This window comes from Stutzerimonas marianensis (assembly GCF_022810315.1).
GTDB classification, from domain to species: Bacteria; Pseudomonadota; Gammaproteobacteria; order Pseudomonadales; family Pseudomonadaceae; genus Stutzerimonas; species Stutzerimonas marianensis.
In genome coordinates this window covers 146,049-160,109 of sequence record NZ_JALGRD010000002.1, presented here as the reverse complement: position 1 = coordinate 160,109, position 14,061 = coordinate 146,049, and the positions used below count along the sequence as shown (strand labels likewise).

Below are 14,061 nucleotides of genomic sequence, written 5' to 3'. Positions count from 1 at the left end.
GATCGAGCCTGTCCGACGGCAGGCACGATCCTTGCTCCCAAGCACTCAGTGACCATCTTTTGACGGCAATGAGTGCTTCCGTGACTTCAGCTCTCTCTTCCCACCGGGCGCTCGCCCGTCCAGACACCGCCAGCGCGGCCGAGCTCGAACGGTCGATCGATGACTTTGCTCGCATGGCGGATCGATTGGGCCAATCACAAAGCCTGCTGCAAGAGCGTGTGAACAGCCTCAACGACCAGCTTGCCGAGGCCAGTGCCCAGCGCCTGCGTGATTTCGGCGAGAAAGAGCGACTGGCCAACCGCTTGCAGAGCCTGCTCGACCTGCTTCCGGGCGGGGTTATCGTCATTGACGGCCAGGGTGTGGTCTGCGAGGCGAACCCCGTGGCAATCGACCTGCTCGGCGAGCCGCTGCAGGGATCGCTTTGGCGAGAGGTCATTGCGCGAAGCTTTGCTCCGAGGCGTGATGACGGCCATGAGATCTCGTTGCGTGACGGGCGCCGCGTATCGATCGCCACACGCTCGCTCAATGCAGAGCCTGGCCAGTTGGTGCTGCTGACTGACCTTACCGAGACGCGCCGCCTGCAAGAGCAGTTGGCGCGCCATGAGCGGTTGTCCGCCCTTGGCCGCATGATGGCCTCCCTTGCGCATCAGATCCGCACGCCGTTGTCGACGGCATTACTCTACGCAAGCCATCTGGAGCAAGGCGGCTTGTCGGACGAGCAGCAGCAGCGTTTTGCCGGTCGGTTGAAGGATCGCCTGAACGAACTCGAACACCAGGTGCGTGACATGCTGGTCTTTGCCCGCGGTGACCTGCCGCTGGTCGATCGCCTGACTCCCGCCGACCTGCTGGGCGCTCTGCGGGCGGCGGCGGAGACGCGTATCGACGGCGTCGCCTTGCGCTGGCAGTGCGACGCGCGCAGCGGGACCTTGCTGTGCAATCGCGACACGCTTGTCGGTGCGCTGCTCAACCTGATCGAAAACGCCTGCCAGGCCGGCGCCCAGCCACTGCGACTGAAAGTTCATCTCTTTCGCCGTGATGACCGTCTGCTGATCAACATCAGTGACAACGGGGTCGGGCTCGACACCGCGACGTTGCAGCGGGCTGGGGAGCCATTTTTCACGACCAAGACCCATGGTACCGGCCTGGGGCTTGCGCTGGTGCAGTCGGTGGCGCGTGCTCACTCAGGCGCTTTCCGGCTTCGCTCGCGGCCAGGGCTGGGGACCTGCGCCATGCTGAGTCTGCCGTTGCTCGATTCTGCCGCCGTTGCGATCCAGAGGACGAACCGATGATCACGAACATCCTGCTCGTGGAAGACGATCCCGCGCTCCGCCAGGCATTGAGCGACACGCTGGAGCTGGGCGGCTACAGTCACCGTGCCGTGGAAAGTGCAGAGTCTGCACTGCTGGCGCTGCAAGACGACAGCTACGGCCTGCTGATCAGCGATGTAAACATGCCAGGCATGGACGGGCATGCACTGCTGGGGATGGTTCGTCAGCGCTACCCACAGGTACCGGTGCTGCTGATGACGGCTTTCGCCGCGGTCGAACGCGCCGTCGAGGCGATGCGCCAAGGTGCTGTCGACTATCTGGTCAAGCCATTCGAACCCCAGGTGCTGCTGCAGCTCGTGGCACGTCACGCCTGTGGCCAGCTGGACGAGCCAGGACAGGGCCCCGTCGCGGTCGAGCCGGCCAGTCAGCAGCTGCTTGCCCTGGCTGCACGGGTCGCGCAGAGCGACTCCACCGTGCTGATTTCTGGCGAGTCCGGTACCGGCAAGGAGGTCCTGGCACGCTACATTCATCAGTGCTCGCCGCGTGCGGCGAAGCCCTTCGTTGCGATCAATTGCGCGGCAATACCGGACAACATGCTCGAGGCGACGCTGTTCGGTCACGAAAAGGGCGCGTTTACCGGGGCGATTGCCAGCCAGCCAGGCAAGTTCGAGCTGGCCGACGGTGGCAGCCTGCTGCTCGACGAAATCTCGGAAATGCCCCTTGGCCTCCAGGCCAAGCTGCTGCGCGTCCTTCAGGAACGCGAGGTCGAGCGCGTCGGCGGTCGCAAGCCGATCGCACTGGACATCCGCATCATCGCCACCACCAACCGCGATCTCGCGAGCGAGGTGCGTGACGGGCGATTCCGTGAAGACCTGTTCTACCGGCTCTCGGTTTTTCCGTTGGCCTGGACGGCTCTGCGAGATCGACCGGCTGACATTCTGCCGCTGGCCGAGCGGTTGCTGGCGACACAAGCCGCCAAGATGCGCCAGGCCGCGCCCCGGTTTAGCGATGAGGCGCGTCGATGCCTGCAAACCTACGCCTGGCCGGGCAACGTACGTGAGTTGGACAATGCCATCCAGCGTGCCTTGATTCTCCAGCAGGGTGGTGTCATTCATCCGCAGGATCTGCGGCTGCACGGCCTGGCCGTGCCGGCATCGCCAGCGATGCTGCGGGCCGTCGAGCCCGTTCCCGTCGAGTCCAAACCCGCCGAGAGCGGTGGTGTGCTTGGCGACGATCTGCGGCGTCGGGAGTTCGAGCTCATTCTGGATACCCTGCGTGCCGAGCGCGGCAGGCGCAAGGAAACCGCCGATCGGCTGGGCATCAGTGCCCGCACGCTGCGCTACAAGCTCGCCCAGATGCGTGACGCCGGCATGGACCCCGAGGCGCTCGTGTCCTCCGCCTGATCGGGTGGCCGCTCTGCTAGGCTTCGTCCATCGCGGAACGAGGAGCACAACGTGGACGCAGGATTCTGGCACCGTCGCTGGTCGCGCAACGAAATCGGCTTTCATCTGAACAAGGTCAACCCCTACCTGCAGAGCCACTGGCCAGGGTTGGAGCTGGGGCTGGGCGCGCGCGTGCTCGTGCCGCTGTGCGGCAAGAGCCTCGATATGGCCTGGTTAGCCGCGCAGGGGTTCGAAGTGTTGGGCATCGAGCTCAGCGAAAAGGCGGCTGCTGACTACTACGCTGAACAGGGCTCGCAGCCGGAGATCGATCAACGGGGCGCCTACCGGCGTTTTCGAGCCGGCGGTGTGGAGATCCTCTGCGGCGATTTCTTCTCGCTGACGACGGCGGACGTTACGGGATGCGCGGCGTTCTATGACCGCGCAGCCTTGATCGCACTGCCGCCGGACATGCGACAACGCTATGTGAGGCATCTCGCGGGGTTGTTCGCGAGCGGCGGCGCAGGCCTGCTGGTGACCTTGGATTATGAGCAGTCGGAAATGGACGGTCCGCCCTTCGCGGTGAGCGACGGCGAGGTTCGGCAATCGTTGGCGTCAGATTGGGAGATCCGCTTGCTGGCGCAGGCCGATGTCCTCGACGGCAACTGGAAATTTCTTCAGCGTGGTCTGACGCGCCTGGATGAGCGCTGCTATCACTTGATTCGGCGGCCTCAGGCGACCTGAGGCTGTCCGCCGCCGGGTGCGAGCTGAAACAAAAACCCCGCCAGGCGGCGGGGTCGGTGGTGCAGACAGTCACGTTCAGCCGCGCTGGCGGAGGGCTTCGATACGATCATCCAGCGACGGGTGAGTCATCAAGAGGCCCGCCAGGCCGTTACGCAGCGCGCCGTTGATGCTGAAGGCCTTCAGGCTGTCCGGCATGTCCACCGGCACGCCCTGTTCGGCCTGCAGGCGCCGCAGCGCGCCGATCATCGCAGCGGTACCGGCCAGTTGAGCACCGGCTTCGTCTGCCCGGAACTCGCGCTGCCGGGAGAACCACATGACGATGATGCTGGCGAGAATGCCGAGCACCAGCTCCGCGAAGATGGTCGCGATGAAGTAGCCCATGCCATGCCCGTCCTCGTTCTTGAAGATCGCGCGGTCCACGAAGCTGCCGAAGATGCGTGCGAAGAACATGACGAAGGTGTTGACCACCCCCTGGATCAGACTGAGCGTAACCATGTCGCCATTGGCTACGTGACCGATCTCGTGCGCCAGCACGGCTTTCACTTCTTCCGGCGAGAAACGCTCGAGCAGACCCTGGCTGACCGCGACCAGTGCGTCGTTCTTGTTCCAGCCGGTGGCGAAGGCGTTGGCCTCGTAGGCCGGGAAGATGCCGACTTCCGGCATGCGGATGCCGGCTTCGCGCGACAGTTGCTCGACTGTCTGCAGCAGCCACTGCTCATGGCGGGTGCGCGGCTGGGTGATGATCTCGGTGCGGGTGCTCATCTTCGCCATCCACTTGGAGATGAACAGCGAAATCAGTGAACCGGCAAAACCGAAGACCGCGCAGAACGCGAGCAGGCTGCCGTAGTTCTGGCCGGTGTAGCGGTCTACCCCAAGCAGCTTGAGGGTGATGCTGGCGACGACCAAGACAGCCAGGTTGGTGGCCAGAAACAAGAAAATGCGCATCATGTTTGCGACAGACTCCGAGGAGGAACAGTAAAGAACGTAGGCTATATAAGGGGCGGGTCGGCGCTATTCAACCAAGCGACTATTTCAAGCTATGTCGCTTGCGAGCCGTCAGGCTCAGGGCTTGGCGCGCAGCCCATCGCAGAACAGCTGGCGGGCGAGCTGGGCGAGTCGCTCGCTGTCGCCATCGCGCAAGGCCATGCGCAGGCAATTGGCGAAACTGCCCTGGACGCGGCGAATGCTCGGCGGCAGGGCATCGACAGCGGAAGGGGATTCGGGGCTGGCAGCGCTCAGACGAATGAACGCCTTCTCGGTCAGCACGGCCTGTTCCAGGGCCTGGAACTGCAACGTGTTCTCGTAGCGCAGGTAGCCTTCCTCGGCAAGCCAGATCAAGGCGCCGAGGCAGCTCTGATGCCGTTTGCTGGGTAATCCGAATTCGTCGGGCTCCTCATGGCCAATGAGGTCTTCGACGTATAGCGTGATCTTGCGCGGGAACGCCTGGTACAGCGCCAGCAGGCCGGCGGAGGCATCCCGGTAGAAATCGTCGATCTGCAGGTCCATGGGCTACTGGCTGTACGTCCGGAGGAAGTTGCCGATACGGCCGATCGCTTGTTCGAGGTCGTCGACCCGGGGCAGGGTAACGACACGAAAGTGGTCCGGCCACGGCCAGTTGAAGGCTGTGCCCTGGACGATCAGAAGCTTTTCGGACAGCAGCAGGTCGAGGACGAACTTCTCGTCGTTGTGGATCGGACAGATCTTCGGGTCGATCCGTGGGAACGCATAGAGGGCGCCCATCGGCTTGACGCAGCTGACGCCCGGGATGTCATTGAGCAGTTCCCAGGTCCGGTTGCGCTGCTCGAGCAACCGCCCAGGCGGAAGGACCAGATCGTTGATGCTCTGGTAGCCGCCCAGAGCGGTCTGGATGGCGTGTTGCGACGGCACGTTGGCGCAGAGCCGCATGTTGGCCAGGATGTCGATGCCTTCGATGTAACTCTGGGCCTTGTGCTTGGGCCCGGAAATCACGACCCAGCCGGAGCGAAAGCCGGCGACGCGGTACGACTTGGACAGCCCATTGAAGGTCAGACAGAGCACGTCCGGCGCCAGCGAAGCGGTGCAGACATGAACGGCGTCGTCATACAGGATCTTGTCGTAGATCTCGTCGGAGAACAGCACCAGCTTGTGCTGGCGCGCCAGTTCGACCATGCCCTCCAGCACCTCGCGCGGGTACACGGCGCCGGTCGGGTTGTTCGGGTTGATCAGTACCAGGGCCTTTGTGTTCGGCGTGATCTTGGCTTTGATGTCGGCCAGGTCGGGCCACCAGTTGGCCTGTTCGTCGCAGAGATAGTGCACCGGCTTGCCACCGGCCAGGCTGACCGCGGCCGTCCAGAGCGGGTAATCGGGTGCCGGGATGAGGACTTCGTCGCCATTGTTGAGCAGCGCCTGCATCGACATCACGATCAGCTCGGAGACGCCGTTGCCAAGGTAGATATCCTCGATCGTCACGCCGTCCACCTGCTTCTGCTGGTAGTACTGCATGATTGCCTTGCGCGCGCTGAAAAGGCCCTTGGAATCGCTGTAGCCCTGCGCGGTTGGCAGGTTGCGGATCACGTCCTGAAGGATCTCTTCAGGCGCTTCGAAACCGAACGGTGCCGGATTGCCGATGTTCAGCTTGAGGATGCGGTGGCCTTCCTCTTCCAGACGTTTGGCGTGCTTGAGCACTGGCCCGCGGATGTCGTAGCAGACATTGGCGAGCTTGTTCGATTTGCTGACCTGCATGATCCTGTGTGTCCCGAAGTGATGACGCGCCTGCGTTCTGGCGGGCAGGCGGCGTGCGGCGTGAACCCGGGCGCCTTGGCAGCCTGCAACCCCGCTGCCAGACTAGGCGTCTTAAGAGCTCCGCATCATACGTGCGGCCCGATCACCGGAAAAGGTACAGAGTGGCCTTTTTACGAACCCGAGGTGTACCGATGGAAAAGCTGGAGAAACCGCTGGAAACCTGGCGTGAGGAGCTCTCCGACGAGCAGTTCCAGATCTGCCGTCTGGGCGCGACCGAACGTCCCTTCACGGGCAAGTACAACGACACCAAGACACCCGGCGTCTACCATTGCGCCTGTTGCGATGAGCCCTTGTTCGATTCGGACGCCAAGTTCGATTCCGGCTGTGGATGGCCGAGCTACTTCCAGCCGGTCAGCGACACGGCAATCACCAGCCTTGATGATTTCAGCCACGGCATGCATCGCATCGAGATTCGCTGTGCCCGTTGCGATGCGCACCTGGGCCATGTTTTCCCTGACGGGCCGGCACCAACCGGGCTCCGCTACTGCATCAACTCCGCTTCGCTCAACCTCAAACCGCGCGATGCGTGAGTCGCGCCGCCTCGCAGGTACCGGCCATGCATGATCCGTTGCTCGACATTCCGTGCACCACCATAGATGGGCGATCCACAACGCTAAGAGAGTTTGGCGCCAGGCTCTATCTGGTCGTCAATACCGCCAGCCAGTGCGGCTTCACGCCTCAGTACAAGGGACTCGAGGCGTTGTGGACTCAATACCGGGACAGGGGGCTGGTCGTGCTCGGGTTTCCCTGCGACCAGTTCGGTGGTCAGGAGCCGGGCGACGAGGCTCAGATCGCAACCTTCTGCGAACGCAATTACGGTGTCAGCTTCCCCCTGTTCGCCAAGGTGAACGTCAATGGCGGCGACGCGCATCCCTTGTTCATCGCGCTGAAGAAGCGCGCGCCCGGTCTGCTCGGCAGCAAGGCGATCAAGTGGAACTTCACCAAATTCCTCATCGCGGACGAGGGGCGGTCGGTCGAGCGCTTTGCTACGCGGACCAAGCCTGAAGCCCTCGCGGCGCAGATCGAGGCGTATCTCTGATTGGGGCCGATCGCCAGTCGATCGGCCGTTTTCCCTATTCCCAGGTTTATTTACTGTCATGGACACCGACTTGAAAGCCTTCCTGCAGCGCGCCGAGGCCTTGATGGCGCGTCTGGAACCCTTGCTTCCAGCACCCCGTACACCTATCGACTGGGCAAGTAGTCTCGCTGCCCGCTGGCACCGGGAGGCGCAGGGCGGTTACCTTCAGCCGCTGAAGGTATCGCTGGATATCCGGCCGGATGACCTGATCGGTATCGACCGTCAGCGCGAGCTGCTGTCGAGCAACACCCGGCAATTCGTCTCCGGCCTTCCTGCCAACCATGTCCTGCTCTGGGGTGCACGTGGCACAGGAAAGTCGTCGCTCATCCGTGCATTGCTGGCCGAGCATGCCGCGGCGGGTCTGCGCCTGATCGAAATCGAGCGCGACCACCTGGCCGATCTGCCGCGCGTGGTCGACGCACTGCTCGGCTTGCCGTACCACTTCGTCGTGTTCTGCGACGACCTGTCCTTCGAGGCAGGCGAGGGGGATTACCGGGTCCTGAAGAGCGTATTGGACGGCTCGCTGGAGCGTGCGCCGGAAAACGTCTTGCTGTATGCCACCTCGAATCGCCGGCATCTGGTGCCGGAGCGCCAGAGCGACAATGAGCATTGGCAGATGGTCGATGGTGAATTGCATCCGAACGAAGCGGTCGAGGACAAGATCGCCTTATCGGACCGGTTTGGCCTGTGGCTTTCGTTCTACCCGTTCAGCCAGGATCACTACCTTGACGTGGTGCGGCACTGGGTGGCGGCGTTGGCCGAAAAGGCGGGACTGAATTGGAGCTGGGACGAGTCGGTGGAGAAGGAGGCGATACGCTGGGCGACGTCGCGGGGTAACCGTAATGGGCGTTGCGCGTATCAGTTCGCCCGCCAGTGGGTGGGCAAGCGCCTGCTGTGACTGAGAGCGCCCGCACGGGGCGCCCTTCGATGCGGTCAGTTGGCGTCTTGTCGCGCCTTGCCCATTTCCACCAGTTTGGCAGTCGTGCGTTGTTCCGACGACCAGAAGCTCTGCGTAGATGCCAGGCTTCTGACCCGGTCGTGATGCGCCGCCAATGAAGGCCAGCGCGTCGCATCGAGGTGCTCGCCGCCATGCTCCATGTTCAGCAGTTGCGAGGCGACGGCAAGGTCTGCGAGTGACAGTTGGTCGCCGAGAAAATAGGGGCGGTCGCCCAGTTGTGCCTCGAGATAGTCGAAGTGCGGCGGCAGCTTTTCAGTCAGCGCAGCCTGTACGGCGTCCTCATTGCATGGGTGGCCGCTGCTCGGCTTCAGGATCCGGTTGCGGAACACCGTGAAGGTGGTCAACGGCGCCAGTTCGTAATCCGCATACTTTTCCAGCCAGCGAACCTTCGCCCTTTGGGCAGGATCGCTTCCATAAAGATGCGCGGTGTCCGGGTAGGCTTCCTCCAGGTACTGGCAGATCACGCTGGAATCAGCCAGTGTCAGGTCGCCGTCCTTGAACGCCGGGATGCGTCCAAGGGGGTTCAGCTGCAGATACCATTCAGGTGGCGTGAACGGCATGACCACTTCGAGCTGGTAATCGAGCCCCTTCTCCTGCAGACACAGGCGTACCTTGCGAACGAAAGGTGACAGCGGGGCGCCATAGAGGATCATCGACATCGGGTTTCTCCTTCACAAGGCCCGGCCGCGGAGCCAACCGGCCGGTCTCAGTAGATATTGTTCTTTTTCCAGTCGTCGTCGGTTTCGAACGCCTTCAGCCCTTCGGTCAGTTCGCTGGGCTCGTTCAGGTCCGGCTTCTGCTGCGTCTGTTCGAGTTGGTTGGCGTGGGCATAGTTCGCTTCGAGCTGCTTGCGCTGCGTCTGGTAATCCGCTTGATTCGCTTGTTTGCGCACATACTGAAGGCCGCGCTCGAAGGCCAGGCGAGCCTTGTGCGCGTTACCTTGCTGCAAGGCCAGCTTGCCAGCGTTGGTGAAATATTCGACATGGAGCAGAACGAGCATGCGCTGGGTCTCGGCGAGCCACTGCTTGGCTTGCATGGGTTCGAGTTGGCGCTGTTTGGCGGCCCAGACGACCAGCGCCTGCAGATCATCGAGCAACAGGCGGAGCTCTTTGGCCTGGGCTTCGGTCATGATCTTCGTAGGCGGATTCGTGACCGGAATATCCTGCCCCTGAGCTACCGAGGCACGCAGGGCTTCGATGCGCGAGGCAAGGGCGGCATTTTTCTTGTCCAGCGGCAGCAGTCGCTCGGCCAGATGCAGCTCGAGGCGGCTGAGCATGAGTTTCAGCGCAGGCGTCATCATTTGGCCAGGGAACGCGTCCGATAGAAGGGCGCAGCGCCGGATGCGGTCATTCAGCTCGGCGCGTTGGCGGGCTTTTTCCAGATTGCCTTTTTCCACGAGCTGATTGATGTATCCGATCGTGATCAGAATGAACAAGCCAGCGAGGACCAATCCTGCTATCAGGGCGGAGGACACTGCGCACACCTCTCTAACACGGGCGATTTTCGTACCGAGTGTAGAGGGTTGGATGGCAAGCTGATAGCTCATTGAGCGGCTGGAATCGATCGGCAAATTTTTTTCGACATGATGCTTGACGACCCCAGGATGCCTCCATAGAATGCGCGCCACTTGCAGCGTTAGCCCAAAAGCAGGCGCTACAAGCCGGAATGAAGCTGGAGTTTCCGGGCAGCGTCCCCTTCGTCTAGTGGCCTAGGACACCGCCCTTTCACGGCGGTAACAGGGGTTCGAGTCCCCTAGGGGACGCCATTATTTGCGGGAATAGCTCAGTTGGTAGAGCACGACCTTGCCAAGGTCGGGGTCGCGAGTTCGAGTCTCGTTTCCCGCTCCAAATTCGCTCGAGGCAGTTCATCGAACTGGTCCGAGCAACAAAAAAAGCGACCTTAGGGTCGCTTTTTTGTTGCCTGCGATTTGCGCCTCACGCCTGTTTCACGCTCCCACTCTTCTATTCCTTATCGATGCTCGACTTGCCCTGCTGAAAACTTAGCCAGGCAATGCACGGTCCAACGCTCGTGACGAGAAGTGTGGCTTGCCGAACCTCTCCAAGCATGAATATAAAGAGGTGGCTTGCCTTCGAAGTCGATCGAGGGCTGGGGGTGTCAATGGCAGTTGGTCAAAGTGCCGCAGCGACGCTGCGCTCCGCATGGTTCGCTCATGCCCGGGCGAACCCTGTCATCACGCTGGGGCTGGGTGCGGCCGTACTCGCGGTCGCCGCGTTGTTGCTGGCGAGCGCCTACAGCGCGATAAACAACGGTGACCAGAGCCATCTGCGTTACGCGCTGCTGGGTGGTACGGCTGGGTTCGCAGCGACGGCCCTCGGGGCGCTGTTGGCCATGGCCCTGCGCAATATCTCCACCAAAACGCAGGACAGCATGCTCGGGTTCGCGGCTGGCATGATGCTGGCGGCCAGCTCGTTTTCGCTGATTCTTCCCGGGCTTGCGGCCGCGCGGGACCTTCTGGGCAGTGGTCCGGCGGCAGCGGCCACCGTCGTGATCGGACTCGGTTTGGGCGTTCTGTTGATGCTCGGGCTCGACTACTTCACACCTCATGAGCATGAGAGTGCCGGTGCATTCGGGCCGGAGCACGAGCGAATGAGCCGGGTGTGGCTCTTCGTCTTTGCAATCATTCTTCACAACATTCCAGAAGGTATGGCGATCGGGGTGAGCTTTGCCGACGGCGACATGCATGTTGGGCTGCCGCTGACGACCGCCATCGCCATTCAGGACATCCCCGAAGGGCTTGCCGTCGCGCTGGCATTGCGGACGACGGGCTTGTCCGCCGGCAGGGCAGTGCTGGTGGCGGCGGCGTCGGGGTTGATGGAGCCGCTCGGGGCCGTGGTTGGGCTGGGGATGTCGAGCGGCTTGGCGATTGCCTACCCGGTGAGCCTGGGGCTGGCCGCCGGTGCAATGATCTTCGTGGTGTCGCACGAGGTGATCCCGGAAACGCACCGTAACGGTCATCAAACTTCCGCAACGGTAGGTTTGATGGGGGGCTTCGCAGTGATGATGTTCCTCGATACCGCTTTGGGTTGAGGGCAGGCGACGGCAGGTCGCCTGCCGGCAGGCTTAGCGCTGCTGTTGCTCGAGCAGTCGCCGTGCCGCCTCCTGTCCGCTCAGCCAGGCTCCTTCTACGCGCCCTGAAAGGCACCAGTCGCCACACGCATATAGACCAAGGTCGGCGTCGGCCAGCGCGCCCCACTCGTGGGTTTGGGCTGGACGCGCATATAGCCAGCGGTGGGCGAGGGTGAAGGTGGTTTCCGGCACGACGCAATCGATCAGCTCGGCAAAGGCGCCGACCAGCTGCTCGATGACCGCTTCCTTGGGTAGATCCAGATGTTGCCGACTCCAGGCGCTTGTGCCGTGCAGCACCCACGTGTCGAGACGGTCATCGCGGCCGGGTTTGCTGCGATGTCGCGCCAGCCAGTCGAGTGCATCGTCCTGCACGAAACAGGCTTCGACGCGGGTTTCCAGTGGCGAGGCAAAAGCGACGGCCACCGACCAGGTTGGCTCCATGGGTACGCTCGCGGCAACAGCGGCCAGTTTGGGCGCCGTCGCCAGCAATGCACTGGCCTGGGGGGCTGGCAGGGCGATGATAACCTGGCTGAAAGGTCCGTGACTCGTACCGTCGGCATCGACCAGTGTCCAGAATGCTTCCCCGCGAAACACATCTGTAATGCGGCACGCATAGGTTGCCGGGGTGTCGCCGATCAGGCCTCGGGCGATGGCGCTCATACGCGGCACGCCCACCCAGCGGACCTGCTCGTCGGTCGAAGGTGACAGCTGGCCGCTCCGCGCCTGGTAGAGGTTGGGTGACCAGGAATCGACCCACCCTTGTGCCTGCCAGCGTTGTACCGTTTCGCTGAACCGGCGATCGCGTGCCGTAAAATATTGCGCGCCGAGGTCGAGGCTTCCTGCTTCGCTGCGTTTGCTGGACATACGGCCGCCGGGGCCGCGACTCTTGTCGAACAGTTGCACGGCCTCACCGGCGGTCTGCAGTGCCTCGGCCGCCGACAGTCCGGCGATACCGGCGCCGATGATGGCGATGGGAGCTTTGCTCATGCTTACCTCTTCGATGGCGCCGTGCGTCCCGCGCACTACTACTGCGCCGTTTCGTTCGATTTCACCACCGTCGATCCTGCGGCGGCTATCGCTGATCCGCCCCTTATCCTCAAACAGACCCGCGCGTTTGCCTAGGGGTTCTGTTTGCCATTTCATGACCGGCGGCAATTTTTCCGATCTGCCTGACCAGCGGCATCGCGGGCCTGCCAGAAGAAGGCAGCAGTTGTAAGTTGGGAAGAAGCCGGTACAATGGCGCCGCTCGCCGCCAGGCGGGTGTCGTCATGGTGGTCCTATCGGTCCCCTCGCAACGATCAGCCGTGAACCCGGTCAGGTCCGGAAGGAAGCAGCCGCAGCGGTGACATTGTGTGCCGGGGTGTGGCTGGTAGGGCTGCCTCCATGACGAAGCGTCTCATCTCCCGGTTTTCTCCTTTCCATATCTATTACTTCCCTGGCCTCTTCGTCAGCCCGTGGTCGTTCGCCTCGGTCTTTGCGGTTGCGCTGCCGTCTGGCATCCGTATCCTGCGCTTCTGCCTGTTCAGCCCGCCATGCACGGTAGGGTATCGCTAATCCGGTACGAGGACGTCGCTTTGTCGATCAAGGCCCGGTGGGACATTTTCTGCGTCGTGGTGGATAACTTCGGCGATATCGGCGTGACCTGGCGTCTGGCGCGTCAGCTCTCGGTGGAGCATGGTCAGCACGTTCGCCTATGGGTTGACGATCTCGAGACCTTCGCTCAGCTCTGCCCCGGTACGCTGGCCACCGCCGACCAGCAGTGGCATGAGGGCGTCGAGGTCCGTCATTGGTGCGAGAACTGGCGTGGCGCCGAGCCGGCCGACGTCGTCATCGAAGCGTTCGCCTGCCAGTTGCCGACTGACTATATCGCGGCCATGGCGGAAAGCGACCGCCGCATCCTCTGGCTGAACCTTGAATACCTGAGTGCAGAGGACTGGGTAGTGGGATGCCATGCCTTACCTTCCATGCAGCCCGACGGGTTGCAGAAGTATTTCTTCTTTCCGGGCTTCGAGCAGGGGACGGGTGGCTTGATCCGTGAGGGCGACCTGATCGCGCGTCGTGAAGCCTTCCAGCGTGATCCGCACCTGCGCGAGGCATTTCTGCAAAGCCTTGACGTCGATCCTCTGCCGGGTGCGTGCCTGCTGTCGTTATTCGCCTATGAGAACGACGCGGTATCCGAGTGGCTCGATACGCTCGCGGCGGGCGCTCGACCGACGCAGCTGCTGGTGCCGGTAGGGCGCGTGCTGGGCGACGTCGCTCGCTGGTTGGGTGTTGCCCGTTTGCAGGCCGGTGACCGCCATTCGCGTGGCGCGCTGCAGATCGCCGTGCTGCCATTCGTAACGCAGAACCAGTACGACATGTTGCTCTGGAGTTGCGATTTCAACGCGGTGCGTGGGGAGGAGTCGTTCATCCGGGCGCAATGGGCCGGACGTCCCTTGGTCTGGCACATCTATCCGCAGGAGGAAGGTGCGCATTGGGATAAGCTTAATGCCTTCCTCGAGCTCTATCTTCGCGATCTCGACCCGGCCGCGGCCAATGCCCTGCGCGCGTTCTGGCGTGCTTGGAATGAAGGCGTCGGCAGCGGTGCCGCCTGGGCTGGTTTGCTCGAACACGAAGTGGCGCTGCGCGAGCATGCCGAACGCTGGACGCACCGGCAGGTTGCCAATGGTGATCTGGCCGGGAAGCTGATGTTGTTCCATGCCGATTGGCTGGGGGCGACGCCCGGCCAGCCCTGACGCGCGTACATCGAGGGTTACTGTGCAGGCA

At 62.6% G+C, this 14,061-nt stretch carries 15 protein-coding genes, 2 tRNA genes and 1 other RNA gene; 12 read left to right on the top strand and 6 right to left on the bottom strand.

Annotation, left to right across the window (positions count from 1 at the left end):
* Positions 1-80 precede the first annotated feature (80 nt).
* From MST27_RS03745 to MST27_RS03735, 3 genes are read left to right on the top strand one after another with little or no spacing between them, the layout of a single operon-like run.
* Entirely contained in the window at positions 81-1,289 is a 1,209-nt protein-coding gene (locus MST27_RS03745; RefSeq protein WP_338052418.1) for a sensor histidine kinase, read from the top strand.
* Complete coding sequence (locus MST27_RS03740) at positions 1,286-2,671, top strand: sigma-54-dependent transcriptional regulator (RefSeq protein ID WP_243604678.1); 1,386 nt, start codon at positions 1,286-1,288, stop codon at positions 2,669-2,671. Before MST27_RS03745 ends, MST27_RS03740 begins: the two co-directional genes overlap by 4 nt.
* Before the next feature lie 51 nt (positions 2,672-2,722).
* The gene (locus MST27_RS03735; protein WP_243604677.1) at positions 2,723-3,391 is read left to right on the top strand and encodes a thiopurine S-methyltransferase; all 669 of its coding nucleotides are present in this window, start codon (positions 2,723-2,725) and stop codon (positions 3,389-3,391) included.
* A 75-nt stretch (positions 3,392-3,466) separates the two neighbouring features.
* On the opposite strand, the gene htpX is transcribed toward MST27_RS03735, so the two are convergent.
* From htpX to MST27_RS03720, 3 genes are all read right to left on the bottom strand, one after another.
* Positions 3,467-4,339, bottom strand: coding sequence for a protease HtpX (htpX, locus tag MST27_RS03730; protein ID WP_243604676.1), 873 nt, complete (start codon positions 4,337-4,339; stop codon positions 3,467-3,469).
* 114 nt (positions 4,340-4,453) lie between these two features.
* Positions 4,454-4,897, bottom strand: a complete 444-nt coding sequence (locus MST27_RS03725) for a hypothetical protein (protein ID WP_243604675.1) — start codon at positions 4,895-4,897, stop codon at positions 4,454-4,456.
* A 3-nt stretch (positions 4,898-4,900) separates the two neighbouring features.
* The gene (locus tag MST27_RS03720) at positions 4,901-6,112 is read right to left on the bottom strand and encodes a pyridoxal phosphate-dependent aminotransferase (RefSeq protein WP_243604674.1); all 1,212 of its coding nucleotides are present in this window, start codon (positions 6,110-6,112) and stop codon (positions 4,901-4,903) included.
* 191 nt (positions 6,113-6,303) lie between these two features.
* Between MST27_RS03720 and msrB the strand changes: the two genes are divergently transcribed.
* From msrB to MST27_RS03705, 3 genes are read left to right on the top strand one after another with little or no spacing between them, the layout of a single operon-like run.
* Complete coding sequence (msrB, locus tag MST27_RS03715) at positions 6,304-6,702, top strand: peptide-methionine (R)-S-oxide reductase MsrB (RefSeq protein WP_243604673.1); 399 nt, start codon at positions 6,304-6,306, stop codon at positions 6,700-6,702.
* Between the two features lie 26 nt (positions 6,703-6,728).
* The gene (locus MST27_RS03710; protein ID WP_243604672.1) at positions 6,729-7,211 is read left to right on the top strand and encodes a glutathione peroxidase; all 483 of its coding nucleotides are present in this window, start codon (positions 6,729-6,731) and stop codon (positions 7,209-7,211) included.
* A gap of 58 nt (positions 7,212-7,269) precedes the next feature.
* Positions 7,270-8,148: an ATP-binding protein gene (locus tag MST27_RS03705; RefSeq protein WP_243604671.1), complete on the top strand. Its 879-nt coding sequence runs from the start codon at positions 7,270-7,272 to the stop codon at positions 8,146-8,148.
* A 35-nt stretch (positions 8,149-8,183) separates the two neighbouring features.
* On the opposite strand, the gene MST27_RS03700 is transcribed toward MST27_RS03705, so the two are convergent.
* Both MST27_RS03700 and MST27_RS03695 read right to left on the bottom strand, forming a co-directional pair.
* Entirely contained in the window at positions 8,184-8,867 is a 684-nt protein-coding gene (locus MST27_RS03700) for a glutathione S-transferase family protein (protein ID WP_243604670.1), read from the bottom strand.
* A 47-nt stretch (positions 8,868-8,914) separates the two neighbouring features.
* Positions 8,915-9,682 carry a hypothetical protein gene (locus tag MST27_RS03695; protein ID WP_243604669.1) on the bottom strand — a complete coding sequence of 256 codons (768 nt, stop codon included), beginning with the start codon at positions 9,680-9,682 and terminating at the stop codon, positions 8,915-8,917.
* 215 nt (positions 9,683-9,897) lie between these two features.
* Between MST27_RS03695 and MST27_RS03690 the strand changes: the two genes are divergently transcribed.
* The 3 genes from MST27_RS03690 (at position 9,898) to MST27_RS03680 (ending at position 11,256) form a co-directional block, all read left to right on the top strand.
* Positions 9,898-9,973: transfer RNA gene (locus tag MST27_RS03690), tRNA-Glu, on the top strand.
* A 6-nt stretch (positions 9,974-9,979) separates the two neighbouring features.
* Positions 9,980-10,055: transfer RNA gene (locus MST27_RS03685), tRNA-Gly, on the top strand.
* A 271-nt stretch (positions 10,056-10,326) separates the two neighbouring features.
* Positions 10,327-11,256: a ZIP family metal transporter gene (locus MST27_RS03680; protein ID WP_243604668.1), complete on the top strand. Its 930-nt coding sequence runs from the start codon at positions 10,327-10,329 to the stop codon at positions 11,254-11,256.
* 33 nt (positions 11,257-11,289) lie between these two features.
* Here MST27_RS03680 and MST27_RS03675 read toward each other — a convergent pair whose 3' ends face one another.
* Positions 11,290-12,282 carry an NAD(P)/FAD-dependent oxidoreductase gene (locus MST27_RS03675; protein WP_243604667.1) on the bottom strand — a complete coding sequence of 331 codons (993 nt, stop codon included), beginning with the start codon at positions 12,280-12,282 and terminating at the stop codon, positions 11,290-11,292.
* 291 nt (positions 12,283-12,573) lie between these two features.
* Between MST27_RS03675 and ffs the strand changes: the two genes are divergently transcribed.
* The 3 genes from ffs (at position 12,574) to earP (ending at position 14,030) form a co-directional block, all read left to right on the top strand.
* Positions 12,574-12,670: signal recognition particle sRNA small type (gene ffs / locus MST27_RS03670), an RNA gene on the top strand.
* An 8-nt stretch (positions 12,671-12,678) separates the two neighbouring features.
* Entirely contained in the window at positions 12,679-12,849 is a 171-nt protein-coding gene (locus tag MST27_RS03665) for a hypothetical protein (protein WP_243604666.1), read from the top strand.
* 20 nt (positions 12,850-12,869) lie between these two features.
* Positions 12,870-14,030, top strand: a complete 1,161-nt coding sequence (earP, locus tag MST27_RS03660) for an elongation factor P maturation arginine rhamnosyltransferase EarP (RefSeq protein WP_243604665.1) — start codon at positions 12,870-12,872, stop codon at positions 14,028-14,030.
* Positions 14,031-14,061: the final 31 nt, after the last annotated feature.